Raw genomic sequence first — 21,945 nt, forward strand, 5'->3', positions numbered from 1 at the left:
CCGCTTCTCTTCATGCCCTTGCTTCTTTATCCTTTATTCCAAAATAGCTCCGTTGGCAAGCAGCTTATTCTGCAGCTGTTCCACCTTCAGCGCTCCCGGAGCCTCCCTCCCTGCGGAGGACAAGGCGGCGGCTGTGCCCGCCGCTTCTCCCAAGGCCATGGAAATGGCCATCACCCGAAGGGAGGACAGGGCGTCATGGGTGGCCGAGATGGCCCGCCCGGAAACCAGCAGATTCTCCGGCCCCTTCTCCGGCAGCAAGGAGCGGTATGGAATGTCGTAGGAGGTGCCCTTCTTCAATTTCACAATCTCCGATTCCTTGCCCAGCGGATCATGAATATCCAGCATGTAGTGGCCTTGGGCCACCACATCCCCGAATTGCCTTACTCCTGCCACATCCTCTCCCGTAAGCGTATAGATCCCCTTGATTCTCCGGCTCTCCCGGATGCCGATCTGAGGAGCCGTCCGCAGCAGATAGCAATTCTCGAAGCCGGGAAGAAAATCACGGAAGAAGGCAACCGCTTCCTCCACCTGAATTCTGCCCTCCAGCTCCCCACGGGTCAGGTCCTCGGCCAGAGTGCCGTTCACCAGGGGAACCCGGGTGAAATTGGCAAATACCACCTCAGGATGACCGGGCAGATTCCAGCAGATGCCCAGATTTTTGCGGGGAACATGGGGAAGATACCCTGCCGCCTTGGCTTTGGCCGCCTGCTCCCGGTAACCCTCTATGATCAGATGGCGTTTGCCGGAGACATGCACCCGGGCAGAACCGGATAACCCGCGCATGGTGTGAACCTCGGGCACCTTCTCCACATCTACTCCGCCGACAGCAAAGATCATGGTGCCCGGCTGCATCAGGCCATCGCTGACACGCCCAAGCTGAAAATCCGCTCCGGCCCGAATGGCTACATCCCCGTCCCCGGTGGCATCCACAAAAACCTCCGCCTTGATAGCCTGACGGCCGGATTTGCTTTCCACAATAACCGCTTCGATGCGGCTCCCCTGCATCACCACATCGGTCACTAACGTATGCAGCCTGAGCTGGACGCCTGCTTCCGACAGATCCTTCAGCTGCTGGAGGATCAGCAGCTCCGGATCGAAGGGCTCAAATTCAGCGGATTTCAGCAAAGCTCCCTGCTGGTAAAGCCGTTCCCTCAGCTCCTGGAAGATGCCTCCGATCACCATCCGCTCCCCGTCATGGAAGCCGCTGGCAAAGGCTGTCACCATCGAGTTGGTGCCAACTCCGCCGGTGAAGCCGTAACGTTCAATCAAAAGCGTCCGCGCTCCGCTTCGGGCCGAGGCCAATGCGGCAGCATAACCTGCCGGACCGCCCCCGGCCACAACCACATCCACGGATTGGACCACCTGAATTTGCTGCTGCGGGATAAACACCTGCATTTGAATCACTCATTTCTCCTGTTGATTGCCTCCGGCTCCGGCAGACCTCGGACCGGCTTACTTCAGCTGGTCCTTATTCTGTTGATACCATTCATTTACCAGTTTATTTACATTTTCTCCGCCAAGACGGTTCCATTCCTTGCGGGCTTCCTCCATTCCCGCTTTGGCGGACATGGCAGCGCCCCCTGTTACCACCTTGGCTTCAATCTGCTCGGCAATGGGATTGAAGGTGGCGATCAACTGGCTGAGCTCGGGCAGGTCGGGACTATAGGGGATATCCCGGCGGAACTTGTTCTTCATGGCAACCGTCAGAGAGTTGGCCTTCTCCTTGGCATACTCCTGGGACACCGCGTCGGAAGCCGCCATAACCGAGAACCATTCCGGCTTCAGCCCATACTGGCTCACCACTGCATACTCCCGGGCATAATACGCTTCCTTCCGGTACTTGTCGGCATCTATAGTTTGCGGCACGCCGTTCACCATTTTGTAATGAACATTTTCCTCCCCGTATTTCAACGGCTTCCAGCCGCTGTCCAGCATCCAATCCAGGAACTTGACGGCCGCTTCAATCTTCTCCTCCTTCATCTTGCTGTTAAAGGCAACCACAATGTTGGGGATGGCGGATTGAAGCAGACCATTCTTGCCATATTTGGTGGTGAAGGGCTCCAAGGCCGTCATCTTGGCGTCGGGCAGATTTTTCTTCAGGTCCTTGAAGATATTCTCCATATCCCAGGAGCCCATGAAAATGCCCGCTTTGCCTGTGGTCCACAGCTGGGTGGCCCGCTGGGCATTCTTGTCCGTGATATATTCCTGATCAAGAAGGCCTTGGTCATACAATTGCTTCTGGAAATCCATGCTGTCCATATAACGGTCGCTGATTCTGCCGAATTCCAGCTTGCCGTCCTCCAGATACCATTGGCCCCAGTGGGAGGCGAACAGATTGCGCATCACTGTAGGGCCGTTGGCGTTGAAGACAATCGGCACCGTGTCCGCCTTGCCGTTTCCGTCAGGGTCCTCCGTCTTGAACTTGCGGGCTACCTCCAGAAATTCCTCCGTGGTGGTCGGTGCTTTCAGGCCCAGCTTATCCAGCCAATCCTGCCTGATCCACATGCCCGCATTGGCTACCGCCTCCTGTCCGCGCACACTGGAGAATGCGTACATTTTCCCGTTCACCATCAGATACGGCTTCAGCTCCGGATTTTCCTTCAAATAGTTTTTGAAGGTGGTGCTGTACTTTTCAATGTACTGGTCGATGGGCTGAATGGCTCCCTGATTGGCCAACTGGGCAATGTAATTCCGGTCGTACTCCCAGATGAGATCGGGCGCCCCGCCGGAAGCGATCAGGGTATTCAGCTTGGTTTGGGCTTCATTCCGCGGAACAGGCACCCACTTGACGGTAGCCGGCCCATTCTCGTTGATCCACTTCGTCCAGCGGTTGTTCTCGTAATTGCCCTCGCTGGTATTCACCTCACCGCGGTCATACACGGAAATGCTGATTTCCTGCTTGGGCTTTGCTGTTGCCGGCGCCGTTTCCGCAGCGCCTGCAGAGGGCGCTCCGGTTGCGGCAGCCCCGTCCTGGTCTGTTCCGCAGGCGGCCAATGCCGATACGGATAAACAGGCGGCCATAATTGCTGCTGCTGCTTTCACTGTTTTTGCCAATTGCTTCATCCCCTTATTATGGTAGTCTTGCTTATATATCAAAGGGAAAATCCAAGTCTCCCTTATGATATCAGCCCTTCACGGAACCAATCAACACACCCTTGACAAAATGCTTCTGCAAAAACGGATAGACGCACAGAATCGGCGTGATGGCAATCACTACGGAGGCGGCCTTGATTCCCTCCGGCGTCAGCGTAATATTGGAAACCCCTTCGCCTCCGCCGTCCAGAAGGCTTTGGTCCACCTGCTTGATCATTTGGTAGAGCTTCAGCATCAGAGTTTGCAGATTGGAGCTGGTGATGTACAGCATGACATTAAAGTAGGAGTTCCACCAGGCCACGGCATAGAACAAGGACAGGGCCGCCAGAATGGGCTTGCACAGCGGCAGAATAATCTGGGCCAGTATCCGCCAGTTGCCGGCACCGTCCATGGCCGCCGATTCCTCGATTTCCTCCGGAAGGCCCTCCATAAAGCTCTTCATGACGAACATGTTATAGGTGCTGATTAATCCCGGCAGCCACAAGGCCAGATAAGAATCCATCAGCCCCAGGGATTTGATCAGAATGAAATTGGGGATCATCCCCGATACGAAAATCATCGTAAAGGTAATAAACATCAATAGCTGTCCCCGCCCGATCAGCCGCTTGCGGGACAAGGGATATGCCGCCAGCACGGTCATGATAATATTAAGCAGGGTGCCCACAAGAGTTACAATCACCGTATTTCCCATGGCATGGAAAAGCTGGCCGTCCTCAAACAATCTCTTGTAGGCTTCCGTATTGAATTCCACGGGCCAGACATATACCTCGCCGGCAGTAATGGCCCGGCTGCTGCTGAAGGATGCGGCAATCTCATACAGGAACGGATACAGTGTGACAAGGGAGAGCATTCCCAAAAGCAGAATGTTTAACGAATGTCCCGCAAGCGCAAACGGGGACATGCGGATATGAATGCGTTTCATGCTTACCAAAGCCCCCTTTCTCCGAATAGCCGGATAATCCGGTTGACGCTTACCACCAGAATGAGACTGATAAGCGATTGGAATAAGCCCAATGCGGTGGTATAGCTGTAATTCATGTTCTGCAGCCCTACCCGGTAGACATAAGTGCTGATCACATCCGCTACATCCAGCACCGAATCATTCTGCAGCGCCAGCGTTTGCTCCAGCCCCACATCCATCATGCTGCCCATACGCAGGATCAGCAGGATGGCAATGGTGCTTCTGATTCCCGGAAGGGTAATATGCCAGATCTGGCGAAGCTTGCTGGCTCCGTCGATTTTGGCCGCTTCATACAATTGGGGGTCAATGGAGGCCATCGCCGCCAGGTACAGAATGGTTCCCCAGCCCGCCTCCCGCCAGATGGAGGAAACCGTATACGCAACAGGCCACCAAGCCGACTTGGCCATAAAATAGATGGGCTCCACGCCGAACACATTGGTGAGCAGCAGGTTGACAACACCTGTGCTGGGCGACAGAAGTGCAATCAGAATGCCTCCCAGCACTACCCACGAGATAAAATGGGGAATGTAGAGCAGATTTTGCACTAGCCGCTTGTATCCCTCAAGGCGCACCTCATTGAGCATAAGCGCCAGTACAATCGGCACCGGAAAGCCAAAGCCCAGACTGTACACATTAAGCAGCAGGGTATTGCGCAGCACTCTCCAGAAATCCACGCTTTCAAACAGCATCCTGAAATTTTTTAAGCCCACCCATTCACTGCCCAGCATCCCGTCGGCAAACCGGTAATTCTTGAAGGCAATGATTTCTCCGAACATGGGCGAATACTTGAACAGCAGATAAAACAGAATAACGGGAACCAGCATCATATATAAGGACTTGTCCCGCCTGATCCCCTTCCACAGCCTGGATTGCCGCGCCGCAGCAGCGGATGGCCCCGCCTTGATGCTTTGGCTAGGGGATGCAGCCATTTGCTCCTCCATTTTCTCACCATCTCCTGACATTCACATTTCTCTTTCACGCAGATTTATCGTAACGGACAACGAACGGCTTTGAACATAGTCCGCTTCTGTGATGGGACACATTTCTTGGATTTTGCCGGCACACCATTCTTGCAGTAAAGGTCCTTTCTTGCAGTTCGGCCCAAAAAGAGCGGCTATGCAGGCCATTTACGGCAAAAAAAGCCTGCAACCGTTTCCCGGGCGGGAAACGGTCACAAGCTTCTGGAATCGCTATCGACGGTTAAGAACCGGAATCCTCCGCCACCGCCTGCTCTCTGAACTCCGTGGGGGTAAGCCCGGTATATTTCTTGAAGGTCCGGGTAAAGCTGCGGCTGTAGGTATAGCCGATGGCGTCGGAAATATCCGTAATGGTCATGGACTTGTTCTTGAGCAGCTCCTTGGCCGCCTCGATGCGGATTTTGATCAGATAATCGATGAAATTATCCTCCACCTGCTCCTTGAACAGCTTGCTGATATAGGTGGGGTGGAGATCAAACTCCTCGGCAAGCCGGTCCAGAGACAGAGCGCTGTCCTTGTAATGATCCTGAATAAATTGGAGTATCCGGCCGATATGCTCATTTTTTCCCCGCTGGCTGCGCTTCTTCTCAATTCTCTCCGCAAGCCCCAACAGCACGGCCTCCACCTCCTGCTCTGTTTCACGCCAATTCTCGCACCGGCCGATCCGTTCGTATAAGTTGCCGATCCCAACAAGCGTCTCCTGCATATCTATGCCGATGGCCTCCAGCGACTGGAGAGAGCGCATAATTAACTCAAAGGAGAACTGCCGGAGCAATTCCGGAGCCAGATTGCGCCGCACCGCTTCCTGGAAGGTTTCCTGAATTCCGCTTTTGGCCCGTTCCATATCCCCCTGCTTCAAAGCCTCCACAATCCGGTCGATGGTTCTTGCGATCTGATAATAGTCCTGGTTGTCCGGCGTCTGCACATCCAGAATGGATATGACCCCATGGCTGCCGACGATCATCTTGTACCGGAGGGCCTGCTGCGACTCGGCGTAGGACAGGGGAACATCCTTCAGCTCCCGGTATCCCCTGCCTACACCGGCGATCACCGTCAATCCGATCTGCCGGCGCATCACATGAAGAATTTGCTCCAGAAGCGCAATGGCCCGCAGGTGATTCTGCTCCTCGTCTCCCTCCGCGAAGCTGAACACAATGACTGCCCGGCCTCCTCCCAGATCAATGGCAGAGCCGGCGTTCTCCGTGTTGATGATCTCCTCGGCCACATTGCACAACGCATAGGTGTACAAGTTTTGGTCGCGGGGGCGAATTCCCTCCTCCTTGCCGATCTCCGCCGTACAAACCACATACCGCTCGGGAAACAGACGTATGCCTGTAAACTCCAGATGGGGTGCAATCACCCCATAGTCCGTCCGGTAGCCCGCCAGCACATCCATAATGGTCCGCCATTTCAGCATGGGCTTGGAATCCCGGAGCTGGCGCTCCAGATTCTCCCGGTCCACGAACATCTGGTCGAAGAAGCTCTCCAGATAGGAGACGCCTTGAGGTGCGGAGGCGGATAAGCCGGCCAATACCGGACGGCCGTTCCGGGACAGCTTGCCCAGCATCCGGTCAATGGGACTGAAGGTGCGCCGGTTAACCAGGAACAGGATGATAAAAGCCGCCAAAAACAGCACAACGGCCAGCAAAATCAGCAGATTACGGGTCACTGTCAGGGGCTTGTACATTTGGCTTTCCGGCACAATGTTCACAATTCTCCATCCTGTATAGGCGGAGGTTTTGTAGGAAACCGTCTGCTTCACATTATCCACCATGGCGCTGTACGACCCGCTTTCAGGGCCGCTTAGCACCTGCCGGATAAAGGGCTGCTCGCCCATTTTGCTGTAAAGCATGGAGGCATCGTCATGGGCGACAACCTGACCTGTTTTGTCCAGAATAAACGTGTGCCCCGGCGATTCCTTTTCATAAATATCGTGGATCATCCGGTACAGCACATCCACATCAATATTGGCCGCCACCACGCCCTTCCGGTAGCCCGGCGCGCTGAGGGGAGGATAGGAGCGGATCAGGGTCACCACATCGCGGTTCACATACCCGTCCCAAATTTTGTGGGTGGTCAGCCACTGGAAATAATCCGGCATATCCAGATACTCGGTGATCCATCCGTTTTCGGATTGCTCCTTGGTGGTATACAATTTGTCCGTCAGGATGTTTCCGCTTACGTCGGAATAGGCAAATACGGAGGAGAACTGCAGATTATTGTTGAGAAACTTGGTCAATTTGGCGTTGAGTCCAAAGAAGTTGTCATTCTTTTGCGCCAGATCCTTATAGCTGTCATTCATGAAATATACAAATTCCAACTCGTTTGTTAATTGGAGCAAATTATTTTCCGTCTGCTGAAATGAAAGCTCGATTTTTTGCTCAATCTGCTTCAGCAAGGCCATATTCGTTTCCTTCAGCTGATGCTCCAGCCCCCTGACCGTGCTTTTGTACGAAAAGAAAAATGCCAGGGATATGACCGCCAAAAGCAGGCTTCCGTAAATAAGCATAATCCTTCCGCTCACGCTGATTCTCATTTTGCATCCTCCCGGTTTGCGATTCCTGTTTGTCTTAACTATAGTGAAGCCCGCCGCTGTTTGCAATGATGAATCTTGAGCAAAAAGAAACCGCACAGCCAGCCCTCATGGGCCATCTGTGCGGCGGTTAAGCGGCGCCGGGAAGCCTTATCTGCGCTCCTGGGGTCCGCCTACGGAAACGGTGGTGTCGGTATCCAGACCGTATGCGGTATGCAAGGTCTGAATCACTTCGTTCAACCTGCTGTTGGGGATGACGCAGCTCACCTTGATCTCGGAGGTGCTCACCATGTTGATGCTGATGCCAAGCTCGGAGATGGCTTCGAACATTTTGGCGGCTACGCCCGGATTGCTGACCATGCCTGCGCCGACGATGGAAACCTTGACCAATCCGGTTTCGGAGGTGGTTTCGCGGAAGCCGACGGTTTCCTTGATGGAGGCAATGATGCCCATGGCCTTCTCCAGGTCGCCGCTGCCTACGGTAAAGGAGAAATCCGCCGCGTCCTGAACGCCGCTTTGGACGATAATATCCACATCAACTTGGCTCTTGGCCAGCGCCGTAAACACCTTGGCCAGCTGTCCCGGACGCTCCGGCACTCCCAGGATGCTGATGCGCGCCACATTCTTGTCATATGCAATACCGCTGACTACGATTCCCTGCTCCATTGCGGCTTCCTCCTTCACAAGCGTACCTTCGTTATGGGTAAAGCTGGAACGCACCACCAGGCGCACCTGGTTCAGCTTGGCGCACTCTACGGCGCGGGGATGCAGCACCGCAGCGCCCAGATTGGCCAGCTCCAGCATTTCGTCATAGGAAATCTCGTTTAGCTTCCGGGCGCACTTCACAATCCGCGGGTCGGTGGAATACACACCCTCCACATCGGTGTAAATTTCGCACAGGTCGGCTTTGATGGCCGCGGCAACGGCAACAGCGGTGGTATCCGAGCCGCCTCTGCCCAAGGTGGTGATTTCGCCTTGCTCGGTCATCCCCTGGAAGCCGGCGACGATAACGATGCAGTCATTCTCCAGCGCTTCCTGCACCCGCTTGGGCTCAATACGGCTGATGCGGGCCTTGCCGTGGACCGCCTCGGTATAAATTCCGGTCTGCCAGCCGGTGTAAGAGCGGGCCTCTTCGCCCAGGCTCTGAATGGCCATGGACAACAGCGCCACCGATACCTGCTCGCCGGTGGTCAGGAGCATATCCATCTCCCTCGACGGCGGAGCGCCTTCGCAAATTTGCTTGGAGAGGTCAATCAGATCATCCGTGGTATCGCCCATGGCGGACACCACCACCAGACAACGGTTCCCCTCCCGCTTCCTGTCCACGATCCGCTGGGCCACACGCCGCATGCGCTCGGGGGTTCCGACGGAGCTTCCGCCGAACTTCATCACAATTACCGACAACGTCAACACTCCTTACCGTAGCGTAACTAACCTTTGCAAAAATGTTTTTCCTATTATATCACCAAAACCCGACATTGAATATGTCTGTTGCAAAAATATCCCTTGTCTCTGAATGAGAAAAACTCCCATCGGAGTATCTCGAAGATAAGCGACCGCGTTTAGCGGAAGTTTTTATCGCCAATCAGAATGTTTATCTTACGCGCTTTAGCGCTGTAAAGAACTTAAACATTCTGATGTGGTAAAAGAAACCAGCCGGGCAAGGGAGCTCCCCCCGTCCGGCCGGTTCCTAAAAACATCAGATCGTCACAGGTTCTCACTTTGCAGTGGCTTTTCTTTCTTCTTGCAGTTGTGACACTTGTTCCAGAGAAAGACCGGTGACATCCGAAATTTCCGGAAGCGTCATGATTCCGCGATGCAGCAGCTTGGTTGCGACTTCCACCTTGCCTTCCACCTTGCCTTCCAGCTTCCCTTCCGCCTTTCCCTCTGCCCAGCCTTCCCGGCGGGCCTGACGCTTCATCTTAGGATCAATCCACGGCTTCAACATATCCCGAACCTCCCTGTCCAGTTGTTCATACAGGCCGTATGCCTGATACAAGTGCCCTCCCAGCTCCTGCATCACATGCAGCAGCTGCTCCAAATCCCCCGCCTCAATCTCTTGCTCCTCATGCAGCAGCCTCAGCTGCTCCAGGGTCTGGCCCATGGTTTCCTTCAAGCCCTGAAACGCCGCCGCGATTCGCCGCTCTTTTTCCTTCCGCGGCAGTCGGCTTCGCTCCAACGCTTGCAGTTGCTTGCGCCAGCGGAACACCTGCAGCGGCAGCAGCGCATAGAGCTGCCGACGAGCCAGTTCATCCGGCGGCAGCAACCAGTACCGCAGAGTAGGGACTCGGTAGTGCATGGATTGCCCGTCCGGGAACACCAGCCGCAGCTCCACCATGTCTCCAACGAAGGAATGCTCCTCCAGATAGATGACCAGCTGCCGGGGAAACACCAGCGTCAACACCTGCTTCTGCTCCGCTTCCGTCTGCTCCCGGGCGTCCGACTCCAGTTCTCGTTCGTCCGTCTCCGCCAGACCTTTGCCTGACCCCAGCGCCCGGCTGAAGCCGTATTGGAACATGCGCACCGCCATGGTGGAATCCGGCAGGGTTTGAAACTCCACATGATACTCCTGGCCAGCAGCGAGCGTTCGCACCGTCACCAGAAAATCTGCCTCTAGCTGGCTCAAGACAGGGCTGACGAGCTTCGCGTCTTCATAAACCAGCTTCACGTCAGCGGGATCGAAGGCTTCATCAAACAATCCATTGATCAGCCGCACCACCGTCTTATGGGACAGGCGGAACAGCAGGCGCATCATGCGGTCAAGCCGCACCTGCCGCCGGGGTTTCTTTCGTTTCCGGGGTGTCATGACCTTCGGTTACCTCCAGTATATCATACTGTCCGGCGCGCTTGCTCCTACAAGAGTCAGAAAAACAAAAACGCCGACTGCCCCCTTGCAAGGAGGTCAGCCGGCGCGTGCTTCGCATCCGGACGAATATAGAATGATAGGGTCACTTTACCACAGAATGGCGCAGCTGTCGAGATCATCATCGCCGTCTGCCATATCTGAAGGCACCCGCTTCGCTAAATCTTGATGGCTGTCAATATCTCCAGATCGCCAGGCGGTTCCTACGCCCGGGAAATGTACTTGCCTTCGCGGGTATCGATAAGCAAGCGGTCTCCCTGGTTGATGAACAGCGGAACCTGTACCGTCAGGCCGGTTTCCAGCGTGGCGTTTTTGGTGGCGCCGGTGGCGGTGTTGCCCTTAATGCCGGGTTCGGTTTCGGTTACTTCCAGCTCAACGCTGTTGGGCAGGTTGATGCCCAGGATGGAGCCTTGGTAGCTGATGATGTTTACCAGCATGTTTTCCTTCAGGAAGTTGCGCTCCCACTCCAATTGCTTGGCGGACAGCTCGAACTGGTCGTAGGTTTCGTTGTCCATGAAGGTATATTCAGTGCCGCTGTTGTACAGATATTGGGTTTCGCGGTTTTCTACAATGGCGCGGCTCACGGTCTCACCGGCGCGGAAGGTCTTTTCCACCACGTTGCCATTCTTCAGGTTCTTCAGCTTGGAACGGACGAAGGCTGCGCCTTTGCCCGGCTTCACGTGCTGAAATTCAATGACGGTATATGGGTCGCCGTCGGTTTCAATAGTCAGGCCTGTCCGAAAATCGTTAACGGAAATCATGCAATACTTCCTCCCAGTGGAAAAGTCATCTCTTTATTATAATCCAAATCGTCGTTATAGTCTAGATTTTGCCGGCTCACAATATCAAAAGCTCTTTGATGGAATGAGTCAATACCTTCACGCCGGTTTCCGTGAACACCAGGTCATCCTCAATGCGCACGCCGCCGATGCCCGGCAAGTAAATGCCCGGCTCCACCGTTACCGTCATCCCCGGCTCGAAGACCACGTCGCAGCTGGGGGACAGCCGCGGGTTCTCATGGATTTCCAACCCCAGGCTATGCCCTGTGCCATGCCCGAAGTTGGCGCCGTAGCCGGCCTTGGCGATCATGTCCCGGGCGATGGCGTCGCCTTCCTTGCCGGTCATGCCCGGCTTCAGTCCGGCGATGCAGGCCAGTTGGGCCTCCAGCACAATGCCATAGATCTCCTTCAGCTTATCGCTGGGGGTTCCCAAGGATACGGTCCGGGTAATATCGGAGCAATAGCCGTTCAGAAGTGCGCCGTAATCCATCTTCACGAATTCATTCATCCCCAGCTTGCGGTCGCTGGCCACCCCATGGGGCAGCGCGGAGCGTTCGCCGGAGGCCACAATGGTGTCGAAGGAGGAGGAGGTTGCGCCGTTTTTGCGCATGAAGAACTCCATCTCCAGGGCGATGTCCCGTTCGGATACGCCGGGCTTCAGGCAGCTCAGAATATGGGTGAAGGTCTTGTCCGCCAGATCGGCGGCATCCTGCATCACCGCGATTTCCTCTTCATCCTTGTACATCCGCAGCTTCTCCACCACCAGAGAGGTGGGCACCGCTTCGATATCCGCCAGATCGGCCTCGTAGCTTTTGTAGAGACCATAGCTTAAGTGCTGCTGCTCCAGGCCCAGTCGCTTGATTCCCAGGCCGTCCAGAAGCTCCTTGACCGTTTGCATGGGCTTCACCGCATGCTCCACGATCTCATAGGCGGGAGCTTGCTCCCTGGCTTGCACCATATAGCGGAAATCCGTCAGGAAGAAGGCGCGTCCCGCCGTCACCAATACATAACCGGCGGTGCCGGTAAAGCCCGACATATAGCGCCGGTTGTAGGGATTGGTAATCAGGATGGCTTCCAGACGAAGCCCTTCCATCGCCTTGCGCAAATTGGCCAACCGTTTCAATGACATCTCCATCTCACCCGTTCTCTCTCAAATAGTGTACCATGGCGCGCAGGCCCGCTTCATAGCTGTACGGTCCCAGTCCGCTGATTTGCCCGAGGACCACCGGGGCGATCACCGACGTATGCCGGAAGGTTTCCCGCTTGTGGATATTGGAAATATGCACCTCGATAACAGGGAGGGAAACAGTCGCTACCGCGTCCCGGATGGCATAGCTGTAATGCGTGAAGGCGCCGGGATTCATGACGATCCCGTCCACGGCGCCGAAGGCCGCGTGAATGCGGTCGATAAGCGCCCCTTCATGATTGGACTGGTAAAAGTCCAGCTCCACCCCGAGCTCCGCCGCGGCTGCACGGAGGGACTCCTCAATGGCGGCTAAGGACATGCTGCCGTAGATGCCCGGCTCACGGACACCCAGCATGTTCAGATTCGGCCCGTGCAGAATAAGAATCCTTTTCATGGCAAAATCACCTGTCTTTGCTCGTGGACTTGTGCTTACAACGGGTACATTTTACCATACTATCTTGACGGATAAAAATGTTATTTCGCCGGCTGCGCCTTCATGATGGCCGATTCCCTGGAGCGCTCATCGGTAAATTCGAAGGAAATGGAGTACCCGATGAACAGGCCCCACACGGCAAAAAGACACATATCCGTCACCAGGGAATTGATGTCCATCTGCGTAATGGCGGGAACCATGCCGGTTAAGGGACCCACCAGCAGATAGAGGCCCGCCCACCAGGCCAAGCCGTAGATAATCCCCGGCCACGGTCCTCTCAGCTTGCGCAACACCAGGCCGTAAAGCAGCGCAGCCGCCAGGGATAGGACAATCAGGCTGGCGTAGCCCAGCAGAATCCCCTGCCAGGTCAACAGGAAGGAATGGAGATAGAAGGGCTCCAGCAAAAAGCCCGGCACTACATCCGTATACTTCATGGCAAATTGCAGCAGCTTCAGCGCTCCCCACAGAATGCCTGCAAAAAAGCCAATGTACAGGGAAAACAGCCAGGGTTTTGTGGTTTTGCGGCTTTTCGGCTTGGAACGGTATCTGGCATGCAGCTTCATGACGATCCGCCTTTCTCACCTATGTGGAGGATTTTCCTGTAGTATGCACCAAGCCAAAGGGGTTAAATCAGGTGGAATTCAACCGCTTTTTCCGCTACAATAGATACACAAGCCCATCCCTCGCGCGGCTCTTGCCCGCGGGACCACTTCATAGAGAGAAGCAGGTGAATGCCGTGCCGCAAAAAAACATATATGGCGGACAAGCCGTCATTGAAGGCGTCATGTTTGCGGGCAAAACCGCCCACGTGACTGCCGTTCGCCGCAAAAATAACGAAATCAGCTTTTTTGAGGTGCCGCGCACCGATAAGCCCTGGGTCAGGAAGCTGGGCAAAATTCCATTCTTAAGAGGCATCGTCGGCCTTCTGGATTCCAGCGCCAAGGGCTCCCGCCACCTGAATTTCTCTGCCGAGGCTTATGCCGAGGACGAGGGCGGGCCTGTGGAGGAAGAGAAGGAAACCTTCATGGGCAAGATCGGCATGATCCTGGGCGTCGCCGTTGTAGGCGTGCTGTCCTTTATCTTCGGCAAGCTGATTTTTACTGTAGCGCCGGCGGCCGTGGAGCATCTTTTGTTCAACAGTTTGTTTGACAATTACATCCTTCATAATTTAATTGAAGGCGTTCTGAAAATCGCGCTTCTCCTGGCATATATTTATATTATCTCTCTGACGCCCATCATCAAGCGGCTGTTCCAGTACCACGGGGCGGAGCATAAGGTGATCAGCGCCTACGAGGCCGGCGTGGAGCTGACGGTGGAGAATGTGCAGAAGTTCAACACCCTCCATTACCGCTGCGGCAGCAGCTTTCTGGTGATGACGGTGATCATCGGCGTTATCGTGTACTCGTTTGTGCCTTACGATACTTTCTGGGAACGGATTATCCAGCGGGTTGCGCTGCTGCCGGTGGTGACCATGCTGGCGTACGAATTTCTGAAGCTGACCAACTCCCTGCGGGATACGCCGGTGCTGCGTTTTCTGGGGTACCCCGGCCTGTGGCTCCAATACCTGACCACCAAGGAGCCTACCGACGATCAGGTGGAGGTGTCTTTGGCTTCCTTCAACCGGGTCCGCGAGCTGGACGGCCAACTGCAGCAGGCTTCCGGGCAGTCCGCCGCTTCCTGATACAGCAAACTTTTAGGAGGGGATGTTATGAACATGTACAGACGATTGTCTCTGCCGGATTACATCATTTACGGCTTGCTGGTAGTGGGAATCCTCTACCGTTTTCTGGTGAATCCCGGCCCGTTTTTGATTCCGCTTCTGGTGTTCGGCGTCATTTTTCTCCTGTACAAATTCCCTCCCAATCGGCTGCAGAAGCATGGCAGGCCCGTCCATCAGCGGAACAAGGCGGCGGGACGCAAGCGGTACGACGAACGGGAGCGGCGCAAAGCCCACTTCCGCGTCATTCCCGGAAGCAAGCCGGACTCGGATGATGAAGAGCCGCCGAAATATCATTAAAGGTTGCGCAAAAAGCCGCCCTTGGGGCGGCTTTTGTTATATCTCATTGTGCGGATCGGACCCTGATTCCGTTATTTCGCGGAAATTGGCCCCTTTTTCTCCGGAGCGGACACAAGAGCCGTTAAGTGCGAAAAACCATAGGTTCTCGACGCTCCTGAGGTGAATAACGGACCTCCTGGCCGCAAAAATCGGGAAAAGGGCCAAATGAAGAAAATAACGGATCGTCTGTCCGCAACATTCCTCCAATGCTTTGTCCGCAGCCCCTCTTCCTCAAAATGCTCCGGCAGGAGTTTTTCTCATATTCACGTGATGTTATAGACATACTATACTTACAAATTCTGACTTCCCATGAAGGAGCCTTCCCCATGAAACCATCCTGCAGCCCTGTGTCTGCCGCATTGTGGTCTGCGGCCATTCCAGGCTTTGGCCAATTCTGCAACCGCTCCTACATAAAAGCCGTAACGCTGATCGTCATGGAATTCCTGATCAACTTCTATTCCCATTTGAATGAGGCCATTTATTACTCCTGGCTGTGGGATATTCCCAGCGCCCAAAAATGCCTGGCCTACGAATGGCTGCTTTTCTATCCGTGCATGTACATATTCGGCATTTATGACGCCTATCATGAATGCAGCCTGCGCCTGCAGAAGCCCCATTCCCCCTATCTGTACATTCCCTTCGTGGGAACAAGCTTTGTGGGCACAGTGGCGGTGATCTGGAGCTCAGGAGCACGGCCGATCCTGGGGCTGGAGAAGCTGGGCCCGATTTTTTCGGGAGTGATTGTGATTTTGCTGGGCATCTGCCTGGGGGGATGGACAGCCAACCGCTTTTTCCCGCCGAGTTCCAGCTCCTGAGCGCGGGAATCAAACCAGCAGCTTGGGCGGGTATTTTTCGCAGTTCTTCTGGTACACCGCCAGGGACCAGCGGTCAAAATATTTGGAGGCCGCGCGGACACCGGATTGGAACAGCTCGTCGCTTTTTTCCTTGGAGATGTTGAATTGGGTGGTCTGAACGCCCACCGTGGGGATTTTAACTGTCCGGAACTGGTTGAAATCTTCGATATAACGCTCGTCATGGGCATCCATCATGGTCCCGAATAATGCCTGGAACATGCTGATGGGCCCTTTGATATCCCGCGGCTCGTGATCGGTCTGGCCTACCAACTGATAGCCGATAACGGGTATTTTCCTGTCCTCTTTCTTGTCAACCTCCTTGTCAAACAGCCACAAGGGAAAGTTGCTTAAGATCCCGCCATCCACCACATACACGAACTGCTTCCGGAAGGCCTCCCCCTTCCGCGCCCCGGGACGTTTGCGCAGCATCACCGGATCGAAAAAATAGGGAATGCTGGTGCTCATGCGGATGGCCTTGGCGACGGAGAATTTTTTGGGATCAATGCCGTATTGGGCGATGTCGTCCGGCAGCACCATCAGCTTTCCCTGGCTGATATCCGAGGCAATGATCCGCAGCCGGTCCTGATCTAAATCCCCGAACACCCGGATGTTCTTGGCCGCCAGCAATTGGCGCACCCACTCCTCCAGCGCTTCGCCCGAATAGAGCCCCTTTTTGACGAAGACACGGACAGCGGGCCCTACCCATTGAATCCGGTGAATCCAGGTTTTGGTGAGAAAAGAAGTGAACGGCGTAGCCTGGATGATGTCCTTCAGCTCCTGCCCGGTATAACCCGCCGCCAGCAGCGCGGCCACAATGGAGCCGGAAGAGGTCCCGGCCATATGGTGGAAGCGGAAGCCGCGCTTCTCCGTTTCCGCCACTGCGCCGGCCAGCCCGATGGCCTTGACGCCGCCCCCCTGAAACACAGCATTGATCTTCATGCCCAACCCCTTCTTTCCTCCAATATCCCTCGTTGGATGTATATGAAGGAAAGAGGCTGTCACAGGCCTGGCCAACGAAAAAAACCTGGCTGCTTTCGCCAGGTTTTGCAAGCAGAGTTCGTGCGGGTGCCCGGCCGAAGCAGACAGCCAAGGCTAATTGGGGTCTGTCTCCAGCTCCGACCGGAGCTCGCGGAGCGCCTCAAGACGGGACGGCTCCCGGGTGAAATATTCCAGAAGGGTTCCGATGCAGGAAATGGAATCGGCGCTTAAATGATGCTCAATCCCCTCCACATCCCGGTAAATATTCTCCTCCTGGACGCCAATGATCTGCAAAAATTCCTCCAGCAGCTTATGCCGGTCCAACAGCCGTTTCCCCAGCTTCTTGCCTTTGGAGGTGAGAATCAGCCCCCGGTATTTTTCATAAACCAAATAGTTATCCTTATCCAGCTTCTGGATCATCTTCGTTACTGAAGAGGGATGCACTTCCAGTCCCTCGGCAATGTCGGATACGCGGGCATAGCCTTTTTCATCGATGAGCTTATAAATTTTCTCCAAATAATCTTCCATACTGGGAGTCGCTGCCATTCACAACTCTCCTCCTCTTCCGTTTCCCTACCGTCCGATAAGATACCTTTGTATGATACCTGATATTGCTGAAAAAAGGCAAGTCCCTTATTCAAAGGAATTTCAAGCGAAGTGTGCAATTCCCTTGATTAATTAGAACGGTTACAAATGAATAATGAGGGAAGCAACGCAATTTCGCAAAGAAAATGTAAAATCGGAGGAGGTTATGACCATGTCTACGGAGCTCTTATCCCGCCCCGCTCCAAGTCTGCAGCCGTTTGTCCCCGAGCTGGTCTACTTTGAGCCTGGCGCTCTGGAATATCCCAAGGGGCAAAAAATACTGGAATGGGCCGAAAAAAACGGACTCCCCATCAAAAAAACCACATCCCACAACCGGATTACGGACCTGCCCGGAGATTCGGAGCTGGAGAAATACAAAATCGCCAAACGGACCCTGGTGGTAGGCGTCCGCAAAACCCTGAAATTCGATACCTCCCTACCCTCCGCCGAATATGCCATCCCCATTGCCACCGGCTGCATGGCTCACTGCCACTATTGCTACCTGCAAACCACGCTGGGGGCAAAGCCCTATATCCGGATCTATGTCAACACCGACGATATTATGGCCGCCGCGGCCAAATATATCGAGGAGCGGCAGCCGGAAATCACCCGGTTTGAGGCGGCTTGCACCTCCGACCCTGTAAGCCTGGAGCATATCTCCGGCTCCCTCCGGGAGCTGATTGCCTTTATGGCGGACCAACCCCTGGGCAGGCTGCGCTTCGTCACCAAATTCCATCACGTGGAGCCGCTGCTGCATGTCCGGCATAACGGCAACACCCGGGTCCGCTTCAGCGTCAATGCGGATTATGTGATCCGCAATTTCGAGCCGAATACCTCGGGCTTCGCCGACCGGATCGATGCAGCCGGCAAAATTGCCCGGGCCGGGTATCCTCTTGGATTTATCATTGCCCCCATCATCTGGTACGAGGGTTGGGAGAACGGGTACCGGGAGCTGATGGAAAAGCTGAAGCAGGCTTTGCCGGCAGATGCGGAAGCGAAGAATCAGCTTACCTTCGAAATGATCCAGCACCGGTTCACCAAAACGGCAAAACGGGTCATTCTGGAACGGTATCCCAAGACCAAGCTGGAGATGGATGAAGCCAAGCGGAAATACAAGTGGGGCCGCTGGGGCCAGGGAAAGTATGTTTATCCGGATGAGCAGGCGGAGGCTTTGCGGGTTTTTTTAACCGAGCAGATCTTCGAGAAGTTTCCTCAGGCAACAATTGAATATTTCACGTAGACAAGGGTCAAAATTGCAGCCAATCGGGAGTGCGGCTGTTGAACCAGATGGTAATCTGGGTCAGCTTGCCGGTGTAGAGCAGGATGGCAACCAGCACCATCACCGCCCCTCCCGTTTTCATCAGGATGCCGGAGTACCGGAGGAGCCGCCGGGCGGAGCCCAGGAACAGCGCCAGCCCGATAAAGGGGACGGCAAAGCCGACGGAATATGCGGCAATCAAGGGGAGCCAGGAGCTGTCATCGGTCAGGGACAGCGCCAGAATGGCCGAAAGAATCGGCCCCACACAAGGGGACCAGCCCGCCGCGAAGCCGATTCCGATCACAAAAGAACCGGCAAACCCGGCAGGTTTGGCGGAGATCTGCCATTTTTTCTCCTTCATGAGGAACTGGGGCTGGAAGATGCCCAGCATAAACAGCCCCATTACCAGAATCAGAATGGCGGACAGCTGGCGGATCAGCTCCCGGTAATCCGCAAAAACCGCCGACAGCCGGCCTGCGCCCCAGGCCATGGTAAAAAAAATAACCGAAAACCCCAGGGAAAAGCAAAGGGCATGGAGCACCACCCGGGTGCGCACCGTTCCCGAAGCCTCGCCGGTTTTGAGCTGCCCTACGGAGATTCCGGTCATATAGGACAAGTAGGAAGGGTATAAAGGCAAACAGCACGGAGAAAGGAATGAAGCAACACCCGCCAGCAGGGCCATCCAGACCGTAACGTTCATCCATGATCTCCTTCCCTTTGTTTCTGATCTCTAAGCAGGTTTGAAGCCTTTGCGGATCAATAGGGTAATCATCAGCATCGCAATCAACAGCAGCACGATGGAAGCCCCCGGCGCATAGTTGCCGATTCCGGCCAGGCTCAGTCCCCCCAATACGCCCACTTCCGAATACAGCAGGGCGGTCCATACGGCGCTGCGGAAACTTTTGGCCACCAGCAGGCTGCAGGCTACGGGAATGGTCAGAAGCGCCGATACCAGAAGCGCGCCGACGATCTTGATCGCCACGCTGATCACCAGCGCCGTCAGCATGGTAATTACAATGTTGTACAGACGGACGGGCAAGCCGCTGATTCCCGCGGCATCCTCGTCGAAGGCCAGCAGAAATACCTCCTTGTGGTTCAGACCCATAAACACCACCACCAGCAGGGTCACCCCCGCAATCAGCCATAAATCCTTATTGTCCAATGTCAGAATGCTGCCGAACATGTAGCTGGTCACATTCACGTTGAAATTCCGGCCCATGGTAAACAGAAATGCAGCCAGCGCCGCGCCGCCGGACATGATGATGGCAATAGACAGCTCCGCGTAGGTTTTGTAGGTCCGCCGGAGCTTTTCGATAGCGAAGGAAGCCAATAAAGCAAATACCAGGCCCATGGCCACCGGATACACATGAATCAAAAAACCCAACGCCACACCGGCGATGGATACGTGGGAGAGGGTGTCCCCGATCATGGACAAACGCCTTAATACCAGGAATATGCCCAGGAGGGGTGCTGTTATGCCGATAAATAATCCGCCCAGCAGGGCCCGCTGAAAAAAGATTTCCGAAAAAATGTCCACCGTTTTTGTTTATCCCCCAACCTCAATTTTTTCGCGCTTCGCCCCGCCGGAAAGGTGGAGCCGGGTTTCCGAGCAGTCCTGCGGATCATGAGTGTGGCGAACATAGAATTTCAGCTTGCCGCAGACCTGGGCCGGTCCCCCTCCCATATAATCCTCCAGCATATCAATGTCATGGGACACCATCAGGAAGGTGATGGCATGATGCTGGTGCATGTGCCGGATCAGCTCAAAAAAACCCTCCTGGGTCTCCGCATCGATCCCTGCCGTAGGCTCATCGAGAATCAGCAGCTCCGGATTGTTGACGAGGGCTCTGGCCAGAAACGCGCGCTGCTGCTGGCCGCCGGAGAGCTGTCCGATCCGGCGCTCGGCCAGGTCGGGAATGCCCATTACCTCCAGAGCGTCCTGGCACTTGCGGACATCGGCGGAGGTCAGCCGCTTAAACAGCTTATTGCGTCCGTACAGCCCGGAGAGCACCACCTCCCGGACCGTAGCCGGAAACAGGGGGTTGAAGGCGTTCTTCTGGGGCACATAGCCGATCCGGTTCCAGCCGCGGAAGGAGGAATAGGGCTCCCCAAAAAGGCGCACCTCCCCCTGGTCCGGCTTCAGCAGGCCGACAATAATCCGCAGCAGCGTGGTTTTGCCCGCCCCGTTGGAGCCGGCCAGGCCCACGAAGTCCCGCTGCAGCACAGTAAAATTCAGGTCGCGGATCACCTGCTTGCCCTCATAGGAAAACGAAACATCCGCAAGCGTCACCACCGGGTCATGACAGTGGGCTTGGGGGTCCACCGGGTTGCTCATAGACTGCCTTCTTTCTATAACTGGATACTGCTATTGTAAAGCCTTTACTAGGTTTTGCAAATTCTTTTCCATGATGGAGAAATAATCTTCCCCCGCTTTCAGTTGGGCATCCGTCAGCCCCTCCAGAGGATTCAGCACCAGCGTCTCGATTTTCAGATCATTGGCCAGGGTTTTGGCCAGCTTATCGGACACCAGCTCCTCAAAGAAGATATATTTCACTTGATGCTCCTTAATGAAATCATTGATCTTCTTCATGTCCTGGGCTGTCGGCTCGGAATCGGGAGTCAATCCCATTATAGCCACCTGATTCAATCCGTAATCCCGGCACAGATAGGCAAAAGCCTTGTGGGAAACCACAATGTCCTTTTTGGTGAGCTTGCTCAAGGTATCCCGGTACTTGCGGTCCAGCTCGTCGAAGGAGGCGGACAGCTTGGCGAAGTTGGCTTCGTATTCCGTTTTATTGGCAGGGTCGGCCTCTGCCAGCCCGTTCTTGACAGCCTCCGCCATCTTCTTGGCGTTCATCGGGCTCAGCCAGGCATGGGGGTCAAAATCCCCATGATCATGTCCTTCCTCGTCCTCGTGGCCTTCCTCTTCATGGCCTTCTTCTTCCTCATGATCCTCCGCCTTAATAAGCTCAAGGCCGGCGCTTGCTTCAACGGTAATCAGGCTGTTTTTGTCCTTGCGGCTCTTGAGCAGATCATCCACCCAGCCCTCCAGACCCGCACCTTGATAGACGAACAAATCGGCCTTCAGAATCTGGCTGATATCTCTTGTTTTCGGCTCCCAGTCATGGGGCTCCACTCCGGCGGGCACGGCGCTGACAGCATGGATGCGCTCCCCTCCGATTTTGGAGGCAAAATCATACAACGGATAAAAGCTGGCCACCACATTGGTTTTGTCGGCAGAAAGCTCAATGCCGGAATTGTTGCCGCAACCTCCCGCCAATACTGCAATTCCCAGGGCAACCGCCATGGCCCCCGCCAATTTGGTACGTATATTCATGAGTCCGCATCCTCCCAATTCAACCCTTAATCGTAATTTTTATCAACAGGGA

At 55.0% G+C, this 21,945-nt stretch carries 21 protein-coding genes; 4 read left to right on the top strand and 17 right to left on the bottom strand.

The window, feature by feature from the left end; translation table 11 throughout:
* Nucleotides 1-33 precede the first annotated feature (33 nt).
* The 11 genes from DQG13_RS13420 to DQG13_RS13470 form a co-directional block, all read right to left on the bottom strand.
* A complete protein-coding gene (locus DQG13_RS13420; protein WP_113020283.1) occupies nucleotides 34-1,395 on the bottom strand; it encodes an FAD-dependent oxidoreductase in 1,362 nt (453 codons plus the stop codon).
* Between the two features lie 57 nt (nucleotides 1,396-1,452).
* Nucleotides 1,453-3,063: an extracellular solute-binding protein gene (locus DQG13_RS13425; protein ID WP_113020331.1), complete on the bottom strand. Its 1,611-nt coding sequence runs from the start codon at nucleotides 3,061-3,063 to the stop codon at nucleotides 1,453-1,455.
* Nucleotides 3,064-3,124: 61 nt separating this feature from the next.
* Nucleotides 3,125-4,015, bottom strand: a complete 891-nt coding sequence (locus tag DQG13_RS13430; RefSeq protein ID WP_258525665.1) for a carbohydrate ABC transporter permease — start codon at nucleotides 4,013-4,015, stop codon at nucleotides 3,125-3,127.
* A 2-nt stretch (nucleotides 4,016-4,017) separates the two neighbouring features.
* The gene (locus tag DQG13_RS13435; RefSeq protein ID WP_258525666.1) at nucleotides 4,018-4,995 is read right to left on the bottom strand and encodes an ABC transporter permease; all 978 of its coding nucleotides are present in this window, start codon (nucleotides 4,993-4,995) and stop codon (nucleotides 4,018-4,020) included.
* A 259-nt stretch (nucleotides 4,996-5,254) separates the two neighbouring features.
* The gene (locus DQG13_RS13440; protein ID WP_113020284.1) at nucleotides 5,255-7,567 is read right to left on the bottom strand and encodes a helix-turn-helix domain-containing protein; all 2,313 of its coding nucleotides are present in this window, start codon (nucleotides 7,565-7,567) and stop codon (nucleotides 5,255-5,257) included.
* Nucleotides 7,568-7,714: 147 nt separating this feature from the next.
* Nucleotides 7,715-8,968 carry an aspartate kinase gene (locus tag DQG13_RS13445; RefSeq protein ID WP_113020285.1) on the bottom strand — a complete coding sequence of 418 codons (1,254 nt, stop codon included), beginning with the start codon at nucleotides 8,966-8,968 and terminating at the stop codon, nucleotides 7,715-7,717.
* A gap of 313 nt (nucleotides 8,969-9,281) precedes the next feature.
* Nucleotides 9,282-10,370 (bottom strand): RpnC/YadD family protein, encoded by a 1,089-nt coding sequence (locus DQG13_RS13450; protein ID WP_113020286.1) that lies wholly within the window; start codon nucleotides 10,368-10,370, stop codon nucleotides 9,282-9,284.
* A gap of 260 nt (nucleotides 10,371-10,630) precedes the next feature.
* Nucleotides 10,631-11,188: an elongation factor P gene (efp, locus tag DQG13_RS13455; RefSeq protein WP_113020287.1), complete on the bottom strand. Its 558-nt coding sequence runs from the start codon at nucleotides 11,186-11,188 to the stop codon at nucleotides 10,631-10,633.
* A 76-nt stretch (nucleotides 11,189-11,264) separates the two neighbouring features.
* Entirely contained in the window at nucleotides 11,265-12,335 is a 1,071-nt protein-coding gene (locus DQG13_RS13460; protein ID WP_113020334.1) for a M24 family metallopeptidase, read from the bottom strand.
* A gap of 7 nt (nucleotides 12,336-12,342) precedes the next feature.
* The gene (aroQ, locus tag DQG13_RS13465) at nucleotides 12,343-12,786 is read right to left on the bottom strand and encodes a type II 3-dehydroquinate dehydratase (protein WP_113020288.1); all 444 of its coding nucleotides are present in this window, start codon (nucleotides 12,784-12,786) and stop codon (nucleotides 12,343-12,345) included.
* 80 nt (nucleotides 12,787-12,866) lie between these two features.
* Nucleotides 12,867-13,388: a YqhR family membrane protein gene (locus DQG13_RS13470; RefSeq protein ID WP_113020289.1), complete on the bottom strand. Its 522-nt coding sequence runs from the start codon at nucleotides 13,386-13,388 to the stop codon at nucleotides 12,867-12,869.
* A 221-nt stretch (nucleotides 13,389-13,609) separates the two neighbouring features.
* On the opposite strand from DQG13_RS13470, the gene DQG13_RS13475 reads away from it, so the two are divergent.
* The 3 genes from DQG13_RS13475 to DQG13_RS13485 all read left to right on the top strand — a co-directional run bounded on the left by DQG13_RS13475 (nucleotide 13,610) and on the right by DQG13_RS13485 (nucleotide 15,696).
* Entirely contained in the window at nucleotides 13,610-14,506 is an 897-nt protein-coding gene (locus DQG13_RS13475; RefSeq protein ID WP_113020335.1) for a DUF1385 domain-containing protein, read from the top strand.
* A gap of 27 nt (nucleotides 14,507-14,533) precedes the next feature.
* Nucleotides 14,534-14,842 carry a cation:proton antiporter gene (locus DQG13_RS13480; RefSeq protein ID WP_258525667.1) on the top strand — a complete coding sequence of 103 codons (309 nt, stop codon included), beginning with the start codon at nucleotides 14,534-14,536 and terminating at the stop codon, nucleotides 14,840-14,842.
* A 365-nt stretch (nucleotides 14,843-15,207) separates the two neighbouring features.
* Nucleotides 15,208-15,696: a hypothetical protein gene (locus DQG13_RS13485; protein ID WP_113020290.1), complete on the top strand. Its 489-nt coding sequence runs from the start codon at nucleotides 15,208-15,210 to the stop codon at nucleotides 15,694-15,696.
* Nucleotides 15,697-15,705: 9 nt separating this feature from the next.
* Here the strand turns inward: DQG13_RS13485 and DQG13_RS13490 are convergent, their stop codons facing one another.
* Both DQG13_RS13490 and mntR read right to left on the bottom strand, forming a co-directional pair.
* The gene (locus DQG13_RS13490; protein WP_113020337.1) at nucleotides 15,706-16,674 is read right to left on the bottom strand and encodes a patatin-like phospholipase family protein; all 969 of its coding nucleotides are present in this window, start codon (nucleotides 16,672-16,674) and stop codon (nucleotides 15,706-15,708) included.
* Between the two features lie 153 nt (nucleotides 16,675-16,827).
* Nucleotides 16,828-17,259: a transcriptional regulator MntR gene (gene mntR, locus DQG13_RS13495; RefSeq protein WP_113020291.1), complete on the bottom strand. Its 432-nt coding sequence runs from the start codon at nucleotides 17,257-17,259 to the stop codon at nucleotides 16,828-16,830.
* Between the two features lie 211 nt (nucleotides 17,260-17,470).
* Here mntR and splB point away from each other — a divergent pair, with 211 nt between their 5' ends.
* Complete coding sequence (gene splB / locus DQG13_RS13500) at nucleotides 17,471-18,538, top strand: spore photoproduct lyase (protein WP_113020292.1); 1,068 nt, start codon at nucleotides 17,471-17,473, stop codon at nucleotides 18,536-18,538.
* Between the two features lie 7 nt (nucleotides 18,539-18,545).
* Here splB and DQG13_RS13505 read toward each other — a convergent pair whose 3' ends face one another.
* Genes DQG13_RS13505 through DQG13_RS13520 form a run of 4 tightly spaced genes read right to left on the bottom strand, consistent with a single transcriptional unit; the run spans nucleotide 18,546 to nucleotide 21,893 of the window.
* On the bottom strand, nucleotides 18,546-19,256 hold the full coding sequence (locus tag DQG13_RS13505; RefSeq protein ID WP_113020293.1) for a cytochrome c biogenesis CcdA family protein: 711 nt from the start codon (nucleotides 19,254-19,256) through the stop codon (nucleotides 18,546-18,548).
* Nucleotides 19,257-19,286: 30 nt separating this feature from the next.
* Complete coding sequence (locus DQG13_RS13510) at nucleotides 19,287-20,093, bottom strand: metal ABC transporter permease (protein ID WP_113020294.1); 807 nt, start codon at nucleotides 20,091-20,093, stop codon at nucleotides 19,287-19,289.
* A 9-nt stretch (nucleotides 20,094-20,102) separates the two neighbouring features.
* Nucleotides 20,103-20,891: a metal ABC transporter ATP-binding protein gene (locus DQG13_RS13515; RefSeq protein ID WP_181592739.1), complete on the bottom strand. Its 789-nt coding sequence runs from the start codon at nucleotides 20,889-20,891 to the stop codon at nucleotides 20,103-20,105.
* A 30-nt stretch (nucleotides 20,892-20,921) separates the two neighbouring features.
* The gene (locus DQG13_RS13520) at nucleotides 20,922-21,893 is read right to left on the bottom strand and encodes a metal ABC transporter substrate-binding protein (protein ID WP_220094371.1); all 972 of its coding nucleotides are present in this window, start codon (nucleotides 21,891-21,893) and stop codon (nucleotides 20,922-20,924) included.
* Nucleotides 21,894-21,945 lie beyond the last annotated feature (52 nt).

Source organism: Paenibacillus sp. YN15 (assembly GCF_003285005.1).
Classification (GTDB): Bacteria; Bacillota; Bacilli; order Paenibacillales; family NBRC-103111; genus Paenibacillus_AR.

Coding starts and splice junctions, on each gene's coding strand:
- DQG13_RS13420 (WP_113020283.1), bottom strand. CDS start 1,395: ATGCAGGTGTTTATCCCGCAGCAGCAAATTCAGGTGGTCCAATCCGTG.
- DQG13_RS13425 (WP_113020331.1), bottom strand. CDS start 3,063: ATGAAGCAATTGGCAAAAACAGTGAAAGCAGCAGCAGCAATTATGGCC.
- DQG13_RS13430 (WP_258525665.1), bottom strand. CDS start 4,015: ATGAAACGCATTCATATCCGCATGTCCCCGTTTGCGCTTGCGGGACAT.
- DQG13_RS13435 (WP_258525666.1), bottom strand. CDS start 4,995: ATGGAGGAGCAAATGGCTGCATCCCCTAGCCAAAGCATCAAGGCGGGG.
- DQG13_RS13440 (WP_113020284.1), bottom strand. CDS start 7,567: ATGAGAATCAGCGTGAGCGGAAGGATTATGCTTATTTACGGAAGCCTG.
- DQG13_RS13450 (WP_113020286.1), bottom strand. CDS start 10,370: ATGACACCCCGGAAACGAAAGAAACCCCGGCGGCAGGTGCGGCTTGAC.
- efp (WP_113020287.1), bottom strand. CDS start 11,188: ATGATTTCCGTTAACGATTTTCGGACAGGCCTGACTATTGAAACCGAC.
- DQG13_RS13460 (WP_113020334.1), bottom strand. CDS start 12,335: ATGTCATTGAAACGGTTGGCCAATTTGCGCAAGGCGATGGAAGGGCTT.
- aroQ (WP_113020288.1), bottom strand. CDS start 12,786: ATGAAAAGGATTCTTATTCTGCACGGGCCGAATCTGAACATGCTGGGT.
- DQG13_RS13470 (WP_113020289.1), bottom strand. CDS start 13,388: ATGAAGCTGCATGCCAGATACCGTTCCAAGCCGAAAAGCCGCAAAACC.
- DQG13_RS13475 (WP_113020335.1), top strand. CDS start 13,610: ATGTTTGCGGGCAAAACCGCCCACGTGACTGCCGTTCGCCGCAAAAAT.
- DQG13_RS13480 (WP_258525667.1), top strand. CDS start 14,534: ATGAACATGTACAGACGATTGTCTCTGCCGGATTACATCATTTACGGC.
- DQG13_RS13485 (WP_113020290.1), top strand. CDS start 15,208: ATGAAACCATCCTGCAGCCCTGTGTCTGCCGCATTGTGGTCTGCGGCC.
- DQG13_RS13490 (WP_113020337.1), bottom strand. CDS start 16,674: ATGAAGATCAATGCTGTGTTTCAGGGGGGCGGCGTCAAGGCCATCGGG.
- mntR (WP_113020291.1), bottom strand. CDS start 17,259: ATGGCAGCGACTCCCAGTATGGAAGATTATTTGGAGAAAATTTATAAG.
- splB (WP_113020292.1), top strand. CDS start 17,471: ATGTCTACGGAGCTCTTATCCCGCCCCGCTCCAAGTCTGCAGCCGTTT.
- DQG13_RS13505 (WP_113020293.1), bottom strand. CDS start 19,256: ATGAACGTTACGGTCTGGATGGCCCTGCTGGCGGGTGTTGCTTCATTC.
- DQG13_RS13515 (WP_181592739.1), bottom strand. CDS start 20,891: ATGAGCAACCCGGTGGACCCCCAAGCCCACTGTCATGACCCGGTGGTG.
- DQG13_RS13520 (WP_220094371.1), bottom strand. CDS start 21,893: ATGAATATACGTACCAAATTGGCGGGGGCCATGGCGGTTGCCCTGGGA.